General features: G+C 41.9%; 20 protein-coding genes. 5 read left to right on the top strand and 15 right to left on the bottom strand.

The genetic code is table 11. From position 1 onward, the window contains the following. Positions 1–42 precede the first annotated feature (42 nt). A complete protein-coding gene (locus AC3WJJ_RS09330) occupies positions 43–2,154 on the bottom strand; it encodes an ABC transporter ATP-binding protein (RefSeq protein WP_492539999.1) in 2,112 nt (703 codons plus the stop codon). Beyond that, positions 2,155–3,912: an ABC transporter ATP-binding protein gene (locus tag AC3WJJ_RS09325; protein WP_492541977.1), complete on the bottom strand. Its 1,758-nt coding sequence runs from the start codon at positions 3,910–3,912 to the stop codon at positions 2,155–2,157. It abuts the gene before it with no gap. A 522-nt stretch (positions 3,913–4,434) separates the two neighbouring features. Between AC3WJJ_RS09325 and AC3WJJ_RS09320 the strand changes: the two genes are divergently transcribed. Both AC3WJJ_RS09320 and AC3WJJ_RS09315 read left to right on the top strand, forming a co-directional pair. Continuing rightward, positions 4,435–4,740, top strand: a complete 306-nt coding sequence (locus AC3WJJ_RS09320) for a HesB/YadR/YfhF family protein (RefSeq protein ID WP_492539997.1) — start codon at positions 4,435–4,437, stop codon at positions 4,738–4,740. A 51-nt stretch (positions 4,741–4,791) separates the two neighbouring features. Further along, positions 4,792–5,244: an NUDIX domain-containing protein gene (locus AC3WJJ_RS09315; RefSeq protein ID WP_492539995.1), complete on the top strand. Its 453-nt coding sequence runs from the start codon at positions 4,792–4,794 to the stop codon at positions 5,242–5,244. Positions 5,245–5,338: 94 nt separating this feature from the next. On the opposite strand, the gene AC3WJJ_RS09310 is transcribed toward AC3WJJ_RS09315, so the two are convergent. Beyond that, positions 5,339–5,839, bottom strand: a complete 501-nt coding sequence (locus tag AC3WJJ_RS09310; RefSeq protein WP_492539993.1) for an ADP-heptose synthase — start codon at positions 5,837–5,839, stop codon at positions 5,339–5,341. A gap of 146 nt (positions 5,840–5,985) precedes the next feature. On the opposite strand from AC3WJJ_RS09310, the gene AC3WJJ_RS09305 reads away from it, so the two are divergent. Then, positions 5,986–7,731 (top strand): ABC transporter ATP-binding protein, encoded by a 1,746-nt coding sequence (locus AC3WJJ_RS09305; protein ID WP_492539991.1) that lies wholly within the window; start codon positions 5,986–5,988, stop codon positions 7,729–7,731. 103 nt (positions 7,732–7,834) lie between these two features. Here the strand turns inward: AC3WJJ_RS09305 and AC3WJJ_RS09300 are convergent, their stop codons facing one another. The 11 genes from AC3WJJ_RS09300 to AC3WJJ_RS09250 form a co-directional block, all read right to left on the bottom strand. Next, entirely contained in the window at positions 7,835–9,136 is a 1,302-nt protein-coding gene (locus AC3WJJ_RS09300) for a DUF6080 domain-containing protein (protein ID WP_492539989.1), read from the bottom strand. Positions 9,137–9,170: 34 nt separating this feature from the next. Beyond that, positions 9,171–9,491 carry an EamA family transporter gene (locus AC3WJJ_RS09295; protein ID WP_422657201.1) on the bottom strand — a complete coding sequence of 107 codons (321 nt, stop codon included), beginning with the start codon at positions 9,489–9,491 and terminating at the stop codon, positions 9,171–9,173. Continuing rightward, on the bottom strand, positions 9,481–9,819 hold the full coding sequence (locus AC3WJJ_RS09290) for an EamA family transporter (protein WP_422657200.1): 339 nt from the start codon (positions 9,817–9,819) through the stop codon (positions 9,481–9,483). The genes AC3WJJ_RS09295 and AC3WJJ_RS09290 overlap by 11 nt, the downstream gene beginning before the upstream one ends. Then, the gene (locus tag AC3WJJ_RS09285) at positions 9,807–10,442 is read right to left on the bottom strand and encodes an HAD family hydrolase (protein ID WP_492539988.1); all 636 of its coding nucleotides are present in this window, start codon (positions 10,440–10,442) and stop codon (positions 9,807–9,809) included. The genes AC3WJJ_RS09290 and AC3WJJ_RS09285 overlap by 13 nt, the downstream gene beginning before the upstream one ends. Before the next feature lie 23 nt (positions 10,443–10,465). Further along, the gene (locus AC3WJJ_RS09280; RefSeq protein ID WP_492539987.1) at positions 10,466–11,371 is read right to left on the bottom strand and encodes a decaprenyl-phosphate phosphoribosyltransferase; all 906 of its coding nucleotides are present in this window, start codon (positions 11,369–11,371) and stop codon (positions 10,466–10,468) included. Between the two features lie 105 nt (positions 11,372–11,476). Then, positions 11,477–11,920, bottom strand: coding sequence for a DUF441 domain-containing protein (locus tag AC3WJJ_RS09275; RefSeq protein WP_492539985.1), 444 nt, complete (start codon positions 11,918–11,920; stop codon positions 11,477–11,479). A 38-nt stretch (positions 11,921–11,958) separates the two neighbouring features. Next, the gene (locus tag AC3WJJ_RS09270; RefSeq protein WP_492539983.1) at positions 11,959–12,936 is read right to left on the bottom strand and encodes a YpdA family putative bacillithiol disulfide reductase; all 978 of its coding nucleotides are present in this window, start codon (positions 12,934–12,936) and stop codon (positions 11,959–11,961) included. Positions 12,937–12,947: 11 nt separating this feature from the next. Continuing rightward, entirely contained in the window at positions 12,948–13,124 is a 177-nt protein-coding gene (locus AC3WJJ_RS09265) for a hypothetical protein (protein ID WP_492539981.1), read from the bottom strand. 77 nt (positions 13,125–13,201) lie between these two features. Then, complete coding sequence (locus AC3WJJ_RS09260; protein WP_492539979.1) at positions 13,202–14,050, bottom strand: DUF4097 family beta strand repeat-containing protein; 849 nt, start codon at positions 14,048–14,050, stop codon at positions 13,202–13,204. Continuing rightward, positions 14,050–14,598, bottom strand: a complete 549-nt coding sequence (locus AC3WJJ_RS09255) for an HAAS signaling domain-containing protein (RefSeq protein WP_492539977.1) — start codon at positions 14,596–14,598, stop codon at positions 14,050–14,052. Before AC3WJJ_RS09255 ends, AC3WJJ_RS09260 begins: the two co-directional genes overlap by 1 nt. Further along, a complete protein-coding gene (locus AC3WJJ_RS09250) occupies positions 14,591–14,920 on the bottom strand; it encodes a PadR family transcriptional regulator (protein WP_492539975.1) in 330 nt (109 codons plus the stop codon). Before AC3WJJ_RS09250 ends, AC3WJJ_RS09255 begins: the two co-directional genes overlap by 8 nt. 218 nt (positions 14,921–15,138) lie before the next feature. Here AC3WJJ_RS09250 and AC3WJJ_RS09245 point away from each other — a divergent pair, with 218 nt between their 5' ends. Continuing rightward, positions 15,139–15,273, top strand: a complete 135-nt coding sequence (locus AC3WJJ_RS09245; protein WP_422657192.1) for a hypothetical protein — start codon at positions 15,139–15,141, stop codon at positions 15,271–15,273. Positions 15,274–15,352: 79 nt separating this feature from the next. Here the strand turns inward: AC3WJJ_RS09245 and AC3WJJ_RS09240 are convergent, their stop codons facing one another. After that, a complete protein-coding gene (locus AC3WJJ_RS09240; RefSeq protein ID WP_492539973.1) occupies positions 15,353–15,592 on the bottom strand; it encodes a hypothetical protein in 240 nt (79 codons plus the stop codon). A 387-nt stretch (positions 15,593–15,979) separates the two neighbouring features. Here AC3WJJ_RS09240 and AC3WJJ_RS09235 point away from each other — a divergent pair, with 387 nt between their 5' ends. Next, on the top strand, positions 15,980–16,291 hold the full coding sequence (locus AC3WJJ_RS09235) for a hypothetical protein (RefSeq protein ID WP_492539971.1): 312 nt from the start codon (positions 15,980–15,982) through the stop codon (positions 16,289–16,291). Positions 16,292–16,293: the final 2 nt, after the last annotated feature.

The following is a 16,293-nucleotide window of genomic DNA, read 5'->3' as shown; positions in this document are numbered from 1 at the left end:
TAGCCTATTTTCTATTCATACAAATTCTCATTGCAAAAAATATTAGACGTTACCACCTGCAAGATTTACAGGCGCACCTGAGATGACAGGTTCTCTGTTATCATTTGCTTGTGGAGCAGCCATCCCACCTTGCTGAAGCTGATACATTTTAAAGTAGCGACCTTTTTGTTCCATAAGCTCATCATGGGAGCCTTGCTCAACAATCTCTCCTCTATGGAGCACAAGGATCTGATCTGCACTACGGATTGTAGACAAACGATGGGCGATAATGAATGTGGTACGTCCTTTTTTTAGTACCTCCAGCGCATCTTGAATGAGAGCTTCTGTCTCGGTATCAATATTCGCGGTTGCTTCATCTAGGATGAGGATAGCAGGATTAAATGCAAGTGCTCGTGCAAAAGAGATGAGCTGGCGTTGTCCTGCTGACAACGTGCTTCCTTTTTCAATGACAGGTTCGTCAAATCCTTGAGGAAGATGACCGAGTAATCGGTCGGCGCCAACATCACAGAGCGCTTTATTAATCTGTTCACGTGTGATTCGAGCATCCCCTAAACTTACATTAGAAGCAATTGTGCCTGTGAACAGATAGGGGTCTTGAAGAACAATGCCCATATGCTGGCGGAGCCATTGTTTCGGAATATCGGTAACAGGCTGACCGTCAATAGTAATTGTTCCTTTCTGTGGATCATAGAAGCGGAACAGCAGGTTGATAATGGAGCTTTTTCCTGAACCGGTATGCCCTACAAGAGCAACCGTCTGTCCTTGCTTGGCTTCAAAGGAGATATCTTTAAGGACGTAGTCTTTCTTGTAAGCAAAAGATACATCCTTGAACTCTACATTGCCTGAGTAGCGCGGCATCGTGCCATCAGTAACCTTTTCCCCTGTCTCATCCATCAGTTCGAATACACGCTTTGCAGATACAATGGAGGAATCCAGCGCTGCGAGCTGATTAACCATGCCGGTAATCGGCTGGAACATTCGGCCCATAAGATCCACATAAGCGTAAAGTACACCTATGGATACAATGCCAGTACCATCTAGAGATCCAGCTCCGAAATACCACAGGATAACAACGAAAGAGAGATTACGTAACACATTAACCAAGTTGTGCGTGGTCAGGGAGTTCAAATTCAGCATTTTATTCTGATGTGCCATATAGTCTTCGTTTAGAGCTTCAAACTCTTCTTTGGTAGCTTTTTGACGTCGGAAAATACGAATAATGGGCATCCCTTGAATGGATTCGTTAATGATTGCATTAATCTCACTTAAGCGAGATCTGATGATAACATTGTATTTCGTAGCAAATTTTCGATAAAGTACTGTCCAAGTAATCAGCATTGGAATGATAAATAAGCTGATCAGACCTAACTTTAGGTCTAGGAGAAACAGTGCAACGTAGACCCCAGTAATGTAGACCATACCAGAACTGAAATTAGACAGTACAGCTACGAACAGATCCTTTACAGCTTCCGTATCGTTGGTGACTCGGGATACGACTTTTCCAGCAGGTAAGTTATCAAAGAAATACACGGGAAGACGCTGAATATGGGCGTAGACATCTGTACGCAGCTTTTGAATAACCCGATTGGCAGCAGATTGTAACCAGTAGGTACGTGCGAATACCGAAATCATAGAGATAACCAACGCGATGAGAAAGAATTGCACTAGCCTGTATATACCCGGGAGTTCAGGTTCATAGAATGCGAATAGTTCTTTCGTGTCAAGCTTTGTAGCGGGATAGGATGCATTTTCATTTCGATATGAAATAGTGAGCGTCCCATCTTGGTAAGTGCGTTCGCCCTCAGAACGGACAACGGGTTCATTAATAAAATAAAAGCTTCTTCCGGTCTGGAGGACACGAACCTCCCGGCCCTTACTTTCGCCTGTTTCAAATCGATCTTCACGTTTGTAGTACTTTCCGTTATAAGCAGCTGCTTGTTCCTTCGTTGATGTTTCATAATAAGGTTTTTCGATACCTAAAATGTGATTGTCTATCATGTTCTTGGCTATAAAAGGACCTGCCAACTCAGCTGCTACACCGATCGTGAGCATGATGAGTGCTGCTATAAAAGTTCCTTTCGCTGTTAATGCGTAACGAAAGAGCCGCTTGGCAAATCCAGATTCATTCGAAATGGTTTGATCGTTCGGAGTCAATTAAGACACCTCCTCGGAGGTAAGATTGTTCTCAACTTGTTGACGTTCAAATTGCTCACGGTACCACCCGTTCTGCGTCAGAAGCTGATCATGCGTTCCCTGCTCAATGATTCTGCCTTCATCAAGCACTACAATCCAGTCAGCATGCTGGACAGCGGATAACCGATGAGTAGATATTAAAGTTGTTTTTTCAGCGCGCTTACTTCGAATATTCTCAATAATTCGAGCTTCGGTGCGTGCATCGACCGCAGAAAGAGCATCATCCAGAATTAATATCTCCGGGTCAGAGATGAAAGCGCGAGCCAGTGATACACGCTGCTTCTGTCCACCGGATAACGCGACTCCTTTTTCCCCGACAAGAGTATCTAGACCATCAGTAAGGGTATTCAAATCTCGATCGAAGGCAGCCGTTGCAATGGCTTCCATGATGACATCATCAGGGGCGTCTTTCTTACCAAACTGAATGTTTTGTCTCACGGTTTTAGAGAATAGAATTTGCTCCTGAGGAACATATCCGATCCAGCTGTGAAGGAGGTCTTTAGACAACATCTCAAGCGGAGCTCCTGAAATGAGGATATCGCCAGAACCCATTGGGTATTCGTGCAACAGTTGTTTAAGAAGAGTTGACTTTCCGCTTCCAGTACGCCCAACGACACCTAGAGTTTGGCCTTTGAGCAGGGTAAGAGACACTTCTTTCAGATTATCGACTGATGAGCTCGGATACCGAAACGTGACCTCTTTCAGTTCTATCGAATCTGGAGATGTCATATGAACAGGATCCGTAGGATCTATTACATCTGGCGGAACGGATAGTGTATCATTTACCCGGTCAAGGGAAGCATTACCGCGTTGCATAATGTTAATTAACTCTCCAATGGCGAACATAGGCCAGATCATCATACCCAGATACATGTTGAAGGAGACGAGATCTCCAAGGGTAATTTGATTCTGGAACACCATGTATACGCCGAAAGTAAGACCGATCACGTAACTTAAGCCGATGGAAAAGTTAATGGTAGGTTCAAATAATGCATCAACTTTGGCGACAGCCAGGTTTTTGCGATAAACATCATCCGTAATTTCTTGAAAACGGCGCTGATCTTCTCGTTCTTGTACATAGGCCCGAACGACACGGATCCCCGCAACGGACTCCAGTACCTGGTCATTCATGACTCCAAAAGCATCTTGAGCAGCTGTGTAGCGTTTATGTATTGCTTTTCCGTAGATAACCATACCAATCGCAATGATGGGGAGAGGGAGTATGGCAGCAAGTGTCAGCTTCCAACTGATGATGAATCCCATAGCGAATAGAATGACAATAAGATAGACCGTCGAATCGGTCATAACAAGCATACCGAAACCAGCAGTAGCCGCTACGGAGCGTAGGTCATTCGTTGCCTTGGCCATCAGATCTCCTGTACGGTTCTTCTCAAAAAACGGTGGTAGCATCCCCAGAAGATGATTCATATAACGTGTGCGCAGCAAACGTTCTACAAGGTTAGCTCCTCCGAAGATACGATGCATCCATATGTAGGTACTCGCATAAATGATAGCGACAATCCCCATAATTAGGAGCAAATACTTGGCAAGCGAAGGCCATGATATCGAACTGTTAACGATATCATCAATGGCATTACCAAGCAGGAGCGGCGGAAGCAACTCTAGTAAGCCGCAAAAGATGAGAAAGAACAGACCGATTAGGTATCGCTTCTTCTCAAGCCTGAAAAACCATCCTAAATTTTTTAGTACAGCGAACAAAAATATCCCTTCCTTTCGTGTGCCGGACATTGTTCAGTTCTCTTATGAAACCAAAAAAAGCATATCGGTCCCGAAAACGGACGATATGCTTTCAATCATTAACTTATCATCGCACGGATTATGACAACAACCATGCGTAAGAGATAATTATAGTTCAATTAATCCATGAACCATTGGTCAGAATTAGAACTGAGGGTGCACCGGCTGGGTGTCATCGGTATTCAGTTGTAAAGTATTATCCATAGGACGATGAGTATAGACAATAAACATATTGAACACCTTAACCACCCTTTCATTTGAATTTACAATAAATTGAAACTTGTATGGACTGAATTTTATCACCGAGTAGCTGAAAATGTCAAACCTATTTTTGAAAAGAGTGGAAATGGAGAGGATGTAAAGCTTTCGATTTTCCTGCGAAAAGATTTGTAACCCCATGTAGATATGCGTTATGATACATATACGACCAATAGGCGATGACCTGAGAATCAGGCAAGTACCTCAAGGGGAGAGTGTGTTAGCATGGTTATAGAAGTCAGCAAAGAGGCAGCGCGTTGGTACAAGAAAGAATTGGAACTAAACGCTGGCACCTTCATTCGTTTCTTCCCGCGTTACAGCTCTGGTGGTGGACTGCATCCCGGATTTTCACTAGGTATTTCTATTGAAGAGCCTGTTAGTCCAGGGATAACGGAGCAAGCAGAGGATGTAACCTTTTTTATGGAAGAGCATGATTTATGGTATTTACGGGGATATAATCTTCATGTTGAATATGAAGACTCCTCAGATGATATTGTATATGTTTATAAAGAAGAGAGCGCAGTGAACTAACGAAAGATTAATAGCTTGAAGCGCTATCTAAGGGAAAGGAGGTTCCCAGAGATGAGCGTATATCACCGTGATATTCGTCAGTATATTGGCAAGAGAACGACGGTCAGTGTAAAGGCTGCTGTGATCGTGCTGAATGACAATGAGGAGATTTTGCTCCTGAAACGTCAAGGTAAAGACGTTTGGGGTGTTCCAATTGGCAGTATGAAGCCCGGCGAATCCATGGAGGACGCGGCATCCAGAGAACTTTGGGAGGAAAGCGGCCTTATTGCGGATGATATGCGATTAATCGATCTGTTATCAGGACCACAGTTTGTGAAAAGGCATGCGGGTGGAGATGAAGTTTATTATGTCATTGGTGTGTATTCAGCCATAGGACTTCGTAGCGCTATTGATCTGCCTGTCGAAAGCGAAATATCTTTAAAGTATTGTGATATGGAGAATATGCCTGTCATGGATACGATTTCGGTCCACTTGATGAATACAATCAAAAAACAGATACGCTAACACAGTATCTGTTTGAATGAAATCAATTAGGTGGATGAGGTTCCCCGGAAGGGGAATTTTTTTTTCGCGTAGATTTAACCTGTTGTGATTTAAGTCACTCCGTTACTTCTAATGCAAAGTCGAAATCATCAATGTCATAAACCTGTACCGGAATGGAAGCATCGATGATGCGTTGGATGAACTCATATTGATCCGTAAGCATAGGAGCTTCGATGCGTTGTGCTGTCAATAAGAGTTCTGTCTCCACGGGATCGAATAATTCCCCATAAGGAGCTGTATCCATTGCGTTTAGTATCGTAACAAGCGTTGTTTCCGTGAGTGGGATGGATGGGCTTTTAGCCCATGGTACTTGCAATGCTCGATCTATTTTTTTCTTATTAAGCGGTTCTTCAAAATAACGAATTAACTCATTGATTTTGGTCCGAACGTGATGGTCATCGGGTGTGGAATGCATGAGCGGTTCATCACTGCTCTTCAGCTCATATAGCTCCAAGACTGTCTTATAGGGGATGATATATTCTACGGGCTGTGTTGGTGTGAGAAGCTGTCCGTAAATGGCGAGCATGACGGCTTCGGTTACAAATATTGTACTCATGTTATTCCTCCTGCGGGTAATGCAATTATAAAATAAGTTTAAAGATAATAAAGCACTGAAGCGCACAAAAGTCAACCTGCAGCCAAATCGTGGGTAAAAAAATAATGCAACTAGAATGATGCATAAGAAAGGGGTCGTTGTTACTTTTGAAGTCATGGAAAATTTACTATCCATTCGTTAAACCTTATTTAAAGTGGATCATTCTTACGCTGATCATTGGCATGATTAAGTTTTCGATTCCATTGTTGCTTCCAATGATTATGAAATACGTTGTTGATGATCTTCTCATTAACTCTCAGATGGCAGTAGAACAGAAGTTGAACCAATTAATGCTCATACTCGGGGGAACACTGGTATTGTTTGTTGTTGTTCGTGGTCCGGTGGAATATCTGAGGCAGTATTTTGCCCAGTTTATTACGAGTCGTATTTTGTTTGATATGCGGAACCGTCTGTATGCTCATCTACAGCGTCTGTCCTTGAGATATTATCAGAATACAAAAGTTGGTGAAGCGATTTCCCGTTTTATCAATGATGTCGAACAATCTAAGAACCTCGTCGAAGTTGGAATGATGAACATCTGGTTGGATATTTTCACATTAATATTTGTCCTTATCGTGATGTTCTTTATGAACCCCATGTTGACCCTTGTGGCTATCTCGGTATTGCCGTTATATGCGATAGCAGTAAACCTATTATATAAGCGGCTTAAAAAGCTCACCAAAGATAGATCCCAAGCACTGGCAGGCATTCAGTCGTATCTCCATGAACGTGTTCAAGGGATCTCGGTGATTCGAAGTTTTACGCTAGAGCGCTATGATCAAAAGAAATTTGAAGGCATTAATGGAAACTTTCTAAATAAAGCGATGGCTCAGACACGCTGGAATGCTCTGACGTTCTCAATTATTAACACATTAACAGACATCGCACCTATTTTAGTGATTGGTTACGGGGGTTATCGGGTTATTCAAGGTGATTTAACCTTGGGTACTTTTGTGGCGTTCTTCGGTTATTTGGACAGACTATATGCACCATTACGTAGATTGATTAATTCTTCAACTGTGCTCACGCAAGCAACTGCATCATTGGAGCGTGTCAAAGAATTACTTGACGAACCCTATGATATTGTGGATGCACCCGGCGCTAAGAAATTAACTTCAGCTGGACGTATTGAGTTTGATCACGTATGGTTTCAGTATAATGAACAAGGGGGCTGGGTCCTGCAAGATATTAATCTGACAATTGAGCAGGGACAGACTGTTGCGTTCGTTGGGATGAGTGGGGGAGGCAAATCCTCACTGATTGGTCTTATTCCAAGGTTCTACGATGTGCAGCAGGGAAGTGTTAAGATCAGCGGGTTGGATATTCGAAAATGGACACTCGATAGTCTTCGGGGCTCTGTGGGGATGGTTCTGCAAGATAACTTCCTATTCAGCGGATCTGTTCGTGAGAATATATTGTTTGGTAATCCTGAAGCGTCTGATGAGGAGATTATATCAGCAGCGAAGGCGGCCAATGCCCATGAATTTATTAGTAATCTTCCACAGGGATATGATACAGAAGTTGGAGAACGGGGCGTAAAATTGTCCGGGGGACAGAAACAACGTCTTGCCATTGCCCGCGTCTTCTTGAAAGACCCCGATATTCTTGTTCTGGACGAGGCAACATCAGCGCTGGATCTGGAATCAGAGCATCTGATTCAACAATCGCTCCAATCGTTGTCAGCAGATCGTACGACTTTGATTGTAGCGCACCGTTTATCTACAATCACACATGCCGATATGATTGTCGTGCTTGAGAATGGACAAATTACGGAGCAAGGAACACATATTGAACTCATGGAACGTGATGGTAGTTACGCAAGACTGTACAATGTACAGCATTTGGAGTCTTAAATTGATCTTATTATATTGATTGTCTATAAAAAATAGCCCTTGGGACAGGTGGATGTTCGTCGAATCCAATCTGCTCAAGGGCTATTTTTTGGTCTAAAAGATGTTATTTCTCCTGCTGTGTAAGAACATTTGTATAGGAAGATTTAATATAATCCAGACTTGATTGATGTTTAACTAGGTTGTTCACAACCGTTATGACGAGGAAGATCGCAACCACAACAAGCATAATTCTTTTGAGCTTAGCATTCTGAAGTCTCGTAACAAAAGCTGCTGCTAGAATAAAGAAAGCGAATAGATAGTGACCTGCATAAAGGTACATATCATAGCTGTAAGCGCTGAGTCCGAATCCTACAACAATATGGAGGACAAACGCGAATAAAATGTAAGTGGAGACAGCCCATGTATCCCTGAACTTGATTCCTTTAATGAATCCGAGAACTGCCATTAAGATTACACCAAGGCCCACAACATGAACATAGAACGGATAGGGCTTGCTGAGATCAGTTGCGAATGCAGTAATTCCCGTATCGATCAAAGCGATGTCTGGCGTTAGAATAGGGCTTATTACAAGCATGTAGAATACCTTAGCATGATGGGCAAAGGAGAACGGACTTACATAACCTAGACCACCACTGGATAGTCCCCCGAACACATTGGAGAGCCATGTTTTCCCTGAGAATAGTACATACTGTAATCCAGTCAGACCGAGGATGATCATCAGGGCAGTTATCATAATAATCATGAACCATCGAAAAGATGTCTTCTTGCTGATTCGGCTAAAAAGACTGATGAAAAGTGCACCTGCATAAGTAACTACATTGGTTGAAGTGATCCCAAAGTTAAGTGCAGTAAACGCAGCATTAGGTATAATCGGGAATGATTGCTCTGCTCGGCATTTCTGTAAATACAACGCGGACAATACGATTATAAACTGCGCATAAGGATAAGAGTCTGGAATAACTGCTGTAAAGATACTGTAAGAACTAACACCGAAAAAAGCTGAGAACAATAGTGAAACGGACATCGCAGATCCATTTCTGCGGAGCATGAAAAACACCAGAACAGTAGTAAGGGCATTCATTGCAGATTGCAGAATCAGAAACAGCAGGTTACCTATCGTATGATTTGATATGTATGTAAGCGGAGTTGATAGAAAGGTATAGAGTGGATGGATAATCGTTGCTGTGGCGTTCCCATATTCCATTGAAGGATCGAAATTAAACAGGTTGAGTGAGAAGGGGGCACCATAGAACGGATTAAACTTGCCTAGCATCTCCGCGTTATCTTTAATGTATTGAATGAAGGGCATATTTAGATACATATAAAACAGACAGAAGATAACCCATAAGCTTAATGCGGCCAAATTATCTTTTTTGTCCCTGAACAAATAATTGTAGAAAGTCATGTTTAACCACCAGTCTCCAAAATGTTATTTAGATTTACCAGATTAAGAGTATTAAACCGGACATAATAAAGACAACACCTGCAATTTTTATTACTCCAATCGTTTCTTTGAATATGATCTTGGCAAACAGCAGAGCCCATAAAAAAGTTAGAGCATTTGCTGGCATGACAAGGGTGTACGGAAGTTCTTTTAATAAATAGATATTCAAAAGTGCGCCGGTTCCATATGAAGCAAAGCCCAGGAACAGCAAGGAAAGCTTCTTTTTGGAAGTAAAACCTTTAAAAAGTACACTCCCCAGGGAGCCAAACAAGGTCATAGCTAGTAGAAGGGCGTACAACAGCGGATCATTTTTCATAGGATGTTAAGGTCACCCCGATTCCTAGTAGAACTACGGCCGCCGTCTTTTTGATCGTTATAGGTTCCCCTAGAAAGATATCACCGTAAAATAAGGCCACAATATAACTAATACACATAAGCGGGTATGCAACAGAAAGCTTCTCTAATGCTAAAGATTTGATCATGAAGATCGCCCCAAGACCATAACATACAAATCCGATAGCCATATAGATTAGGTTCGTGTGACCCCATTTCCAGAACAGTTGGCCCGTAGCTGTCAAAAATGCAGAAATAATCATTAACCATTTACCGATATGCCGGTTCTTGCTCTTGGTTACAAGCTCCATGTTAGACCCTCACATCCTGATGTATGTTGGTGCCGGTTGATCAGATACTTATGGTTCACTAGCTTCAACATCGGCATGTCTGATATTGAATCAGAATATGCACATGATTTGTCATAATCGATCGTGATTCCCTTGTCTGCCAAATAACATTTAATTCGAGTAACCTTTTCCTCACCCTTGCAGTTGTTACCTTCGATGACATGTGTAAATCGTTCACCATTCATTGTCAGTGTCGTGCCAATGACACCATCGACAACATCAAGCTCTTCGAAATACTTCATATATGCATAGGGAGAAGCTGTTACAAGGAGGATGTGATATCCGTCCTTTTTTTTATTTCTCAATTCAGTTAGTGCCTCAGGGTATACATAGGGCATGATCATCGTATCAAAAAAGACCTTCAAATCCTGTTCGCTCATAAACTTGATGAACCGAAAATAAGAACTCTTTGCCTTTTCAGCTTTCATTAACTTCGTTTTGTACAGCACAGAGTAGAAAAAGATAAGAAATACAAGATAAAAGGAAGTCGGTTTTTTCTTTAATCCATATAGCATAAATTGAAACATGGAATCTTTGTGAATTATCGTCTTGTCTACATCGAACAAGGCTACTTTTTGTCTCATAATTACATCCTCAAATCTTTGAATTATTCAAAATAGGCGAGAATTCCGATGACGCTGACAACATAAATAAGCACGGTTATCAAAATATGCTTATCCTCAAACAATACGCGATCGGGTGCACCGCCCTTTTTTTCAATATGGATGAGATAGAGGTATCGAAACATTCCATAAATAACGAGTGGAATCGTCCACATGAGATGAACGGTACGACCGGATGTAAAGGTGAAAAGTGAATAACTGATGATGGTAGCGGTCGTTACGATACCACTGAATTGATCTAGCAGCTCTAGTGAATAATGTTCTAGTACTTTTCTGTGGGATCCTTTGTCCTCGTGAAGAAGAACAAGTTCATGCCGTCTTTTTCCAATCGCAAGGAAGAGGGAGAGAAGCATTGTGCATAACAGGAACCAGGGCGTGAAAGGTACATGAATAACTAAACCACCGGCTATTGCACGCAGTACGAATCCAGCAGCAATGATCATAATATCAATAATGACAACGTGTTTCAATCGAAAAGAATAAGCGACATTCATCATAAAATAAAGTCCAAGCAGTACCGTGAACAATGGACTTAATAGTGATGAGACTGCAAGTGAGCCAATTAAGAGTACAGCACCAAATGCGAGTGCAAGGTTTGGATTTAGTTGTCCAGAAGCCATGGGGCGATGCCGTTTCACAGGATGGTTACGGTCAGCCTCGCGGTCCATGTAGTCATTAATGATGTATACACAACCGGAGACAAAACAGAGTAAGAAGAAACCTGCTATTGTATCTAAAAGTGTGGCAGCATTTACGGTTTCGAATGAAAATAATGGGGCAGCAAAAATTAGTAGGTTCTTTGTCCATTGCTTTGGTCTCAATTGTTTAAATAGCAGATAGGGCGTCTGCCGATGAATAACGGGTTTGCTAATTGGGTTAGGCGGTTGCACGTGACTAGGCCTCCTATAAATGTTAAATGGTAGTAAATAAGATGAGCAAGAAGCTCCCTGTAGGTCTGTGAAGGCCTTAGGGCAGCCTCTTGCTCTGAAGTAGAACTATGATTTTCCGATTAACAACGATAAAATACCAGCCGCAATCAGAGGACCAACGGGAACGCCGCGAAATAAAGCCACGCCGAGAACTGTTCCAATTAATAGGCCAGCTACAATTGTAGGGTTAGTCCCCATCATAGAAGCTCCTCGTCCGCCTAAATAGGCAACAAGCATACCTACCCCGATAGCGAGAAGGGACTTCCAGTTAAGGAACGATTCTCCGATAAGCTGTGGACTCATCTTCCCACTGGCGAGTGGCGACATAACCCCGAGCGTTAAGATGATGATTCCAATAGTCAGCCCGTATTTCTCTAACCACGGAAAAGCCTGCTGAAAGCCAGTTACTCGAATTAGCAGAAGCGCCAGCATCGCAATCGTGATTGTCGTATTATTGCTCAAAATTCCGAGTGCAGCCATACCTAATAGGATGAGTGAGGTGACATCCATCGTGTACGTCATCTCCTTTGGAGTGCATGTTAAAGATACTACGATTTGGTTATAAGGTGCTCAGCGATTAAACGTCCGTGTAAACGCCCAGTTTCAATGAATACCTCATTCGCGTTTCGACCGGAAGCAATAACACCAGCAACATATAGGCCAGGTACCGTTGTTTCCATGGTCTCAGGATTGTATTTCGGCTTCTCCATAGAATCGTCAAGTTCTACACCGGAAGAAGCTAACAGCTTTCGATCTGGACGGAAGCCTGTTAGAGCAAGAACAAAGTCATTATCAATGGACTGCTGAGCTCCGTCATTAGAAGTGATTGTTATAGAGTTTTCCCGGATTTCGGTAACCGTAGACTCCATGTGTAGCTTGATCTTTCCTTTATTAACCATTCCTTCAAATAGTGGTCTTACCCATGGCTTAATGTTCTCAGACACTTCTTGACCTCTGTAAATTACTGTGACTTCAGCTCCAACACGGATTAACTCCATGGCAGCATCCACAGCAGAATTACTTCCTCCAACGATGGCCGTTTTCATACCAGCGTATGGATGGGCTTCCCGGAAATAATGAGTTACTTTGTCCAAATCTTCACCGGGGATACCGATATAATTCGGGTGATCAAAATATCCAGTCGATATCACGACATTCTTAGCTTCGCGATAGCTTTCTACACCACTGCGTTTGCGTGTATAGACCCGAAATGATCCGTCCGGAAGCTTGGTGATAGAAGTGGCTTCCTCGTATGGTGAAATGTTTAGCTTGTAATGCTCGGCAACTTTACGATAGTAGGCAAGTGCTTCGTCTCGATAGGGTTTATCGTTCGACAGAGCGAATGGCACATCCCCGATTTCAAGCATTTCTGCTGTGCTGAAAAACTGCATATGTGTAGGATACAAATAAATGGAGTGAACGATATTATGTTTATCGATAAGCTCTGAAGACAGACCGCGTTTTCCACATTCAATAGCTGCGGACAAACCACACGGGCCTGCGCCGATGATTAGAACGTCTTGCATGATGAACCTCCTTATGTAATAAGCGTGTACGAATAATCAGCAATAATAATCCTACCGCAATTGAACAGATAAATCCACATAGGAAGCAATCCAACATACGGTATATACCCATATATGGAGAGCTTTGACCCCGTAATCTGATTGGATGTCGGTTCATCCTGCATCCATTTATGTACTGGGATAAACATGGGAAAACACCTTTCTATTCGGTCTTAAACCGCTACAGAAAGGTGTTTTTTTGTTGCTTTTTGAAGAATACCTATCTTTAAGGTAAGCGAATATCGATGTCACCAGATTGAGAGTCAGCGATGACCTTTTGTTGTCCTTCATTTAATGAAGTAGGGACATTCACGGAGCCGGATAGAGTATGAGCCTCATATAAACCGTTAAATTCTGGGTCAACAGTTATGTCGATATCTCCTGATAGGGTCTTCGCATTGATTGAAGCCACACCATGCTGGCCAATTGAAATATTACCTGAAGCGTTATCGATTATAGCATCACCTTGGACGTGTAATAAATCGATATCGCCAGAACGGCTCGTTATCTCCGCGTCTGCAGTGAGGGTGCCTCCTTCAATATTTCCAGACATCGTATCCAGTTTCAAGTGATTAGCAGTGATGTTTAAAATGGAGATGTCACCTGATAACGAAGAAACCTCGATGTTATTGGAAGTAGCACCTTCAATGTTAACATGTCCTGAGTAACTAGAGACATTCAAGTTATCGAGTTCCGCTCCTTGAGGCAACGCTACAATTATTTTTCCTTTGGGGAAAGTGAAATTGACACTGAAAAATTCCATTGTAGACGGTGGAGTCAAATCAATAGAAAAGTCTGGACCGTTAAAGGTTAGATTTCTGAGATGCTCCACTACCTTCGGATGAACGGTGCCTTCAAATTCGATATACCCCTCTTGACTTGAAGTAGTCGTAAATGAAACATCCATATCATAATCACTTAGAATTGAAAGTTTCTTTAATTCATTAGCCTGAAGCGTCCAGGTTTGTTTATGCTCTGGATATTTGTCTTGAAACTTGAACTTATATGCAGCCATTCCAACCACACCTATTAATATTAGGAGAATTGCTGTACTTACCAGAAATTTATGTCTCATTAGACGTTTCTTCCTTTCAACATTCGTTTATTCCATCTGAAATACGCTCGAATTAGCATTTTGAGACCGGTGAGGGCCCATTTTACGAGGTACGTAAGCAGAATGCCAACACCTACCATAGATATGGAGAGGAATAGCTTTGCCGGATAGAAAGTACCGTTAAACAGATAATCCAGTAGCACGAGTAAGGGACTGAGTATAGTGGCGGCAGCACCCCCAGCGAGTCCAATCCATCCTGCACAAAGAGCGATGAGAAAAGGCACCATGACAAGTCCACAGAAGAATAGACCAATTCCTATGAAGATACTTCCTGTAGTTGATGGTGACTTCTCAAGATATATAGGCATATCCGTAAATCGGTCACCAAGTGCTTCTCTAGCTATTTCAAACGGATCTCCGAGTTCACGAGCAATTTCTTCTTCTGTGCGGCCGTTTTGTAGACCAAACTCAAAGTGGGATTCCACATCACTAAGAAGTTCATTGCGTTCTTCCCTTGAAAGGGGTGCAAGCCTAGTTTTTAAAATAGATAAAAATTGTGTTTTATTCATTCTCTTGTCCTTCCTCAATTAAATTAGTGACATTGCCAACAAATGATTTCCACTCTTTCACCATGGCGTTCATGTAACTCGCGCCGCTTTCAGTCAGTCTGTAATATTTACGGGGAGGTCCTTCAGATGATTCCTGTAGATAGGTTGTGCAGTACCCCTCATTTACAAGCCTACGCAAGAGCGGATAGAGTGCACCTTCGGCAACTTCTATGTGACGGGAAACGGATTGAGCAAGCTCGTAGCCGTATTGGTCTTTGCGGTGGATGAGTACAAGCACACACAATTCAAGGACTCCCTTTTTAAACTGAATACTGACTTCCAAAGACGTTACCTCCGATCTTTTTAGGAACTGAATAGAAACCAGTACTGATTAATATTCATTAGCATATTCAGAGAATAACATTAGGTACTGAATAATGCAAGGTACTGTCGTGAAATCTTATGTAAATATTTGTTTAAAAACATGAGGGAGGGTTAATAGGAAATACGGAGGGAGGGAATTAATCCCAGACGTAAATAAGAATAAAAGGAGTGAATGGCATGTCCATTGATCGCTTTATTTTAAAGAAGCTGGACAGCTGCCAAGAACTGCATACGCGAATGAATTTGGTACGGCTGTTTCAGATTCGTATTTATAAAGCCCAGAGTGTCGCAGAGCGTTATTATCACTACTAATTGGCAAGATAAAGCTATGAAAGATTTAATGCGGGGGAGGGCCACTAGTGTTCAGGCAAAAAAAAGGGCTATCCCCCTTTTAAAAGAGAGATAGCGCAAGAGAGTCGTTTTCACTTTTACTGTGAAGAATTGCCTCGGAACCCTCGATTTCAATACTTATGAGGGAGTTCAGGCATTTTTGCAGCGCCTTTTTACCATTCCGAATTTTATGATCAAGTGCGCTGGTTAAGAGCTTTAATACTTTTTGTACTGGCTGTTTGTTTTCTTCTGTAAAATAAACAGGTACTGGTTTGTTTTGAAACATAATGAGTGCTTTCATCAAATCACCTCACGAAAAGTCTTGTTTCATGATAATTGCATTATAAACTGCCAATCTTAAAATAACCTTAAAATCAATGAATAAATCAATAGACGGATTTAGGAGAGTGTCGAATTTGTGAACTCTCTCTTTTTATGCTTAAAAATTGTTATTTTAAAGTTAAATTAAAGCAATTTTACCCGTTTCAAATTAAATTTGGTCCTTATGAACTACGCAAATCCGCACGAAAATAGGACATAGGAAATATGACACAAATTGACAGGATAGACTCTGGAGTGATACAGTTACAATACTGTAACCTATTTTTATATCATATGATATAGGGGTTCGGCCTTTTCATAGGGAATACTCTACCATTACGATATATAGAAGGGCAGGAAGAGCAAGATGATTCTTACAGTGATTTGTGGACGAGCTGAAGGAGAATGGTTTGATATTGATGTTCCTGATGATTGTTCAATTAACCGACTAAACGAGTTGCTAGGAATTCGACTCTTTAAAGAGCCTTCAAGTACAGGAATACAATATATATTGGAAGCGAAGTTCCCTGAGGGTCTATGGTTTACGGTGAAAGATGAATTGGCAGTCAAAGAGGCGGGCCTAAGAGAAGGGGCGTATATCAGGCTACAACGTGCATTCTCAACAACGAATGAAGAAGCGCCTGTCTATGGCCGTAGATCGTTGTTTCAGGAAGTATAGGG

The sequence above is a fragment of the Paenibacillus sp. FW507-14B1B genome (assembly GCF_058781425.1).
Note: the sequence above shows the minus strand (reverse complement) of the source record. Positions and strands in the feature narration are given on the sequence as shown.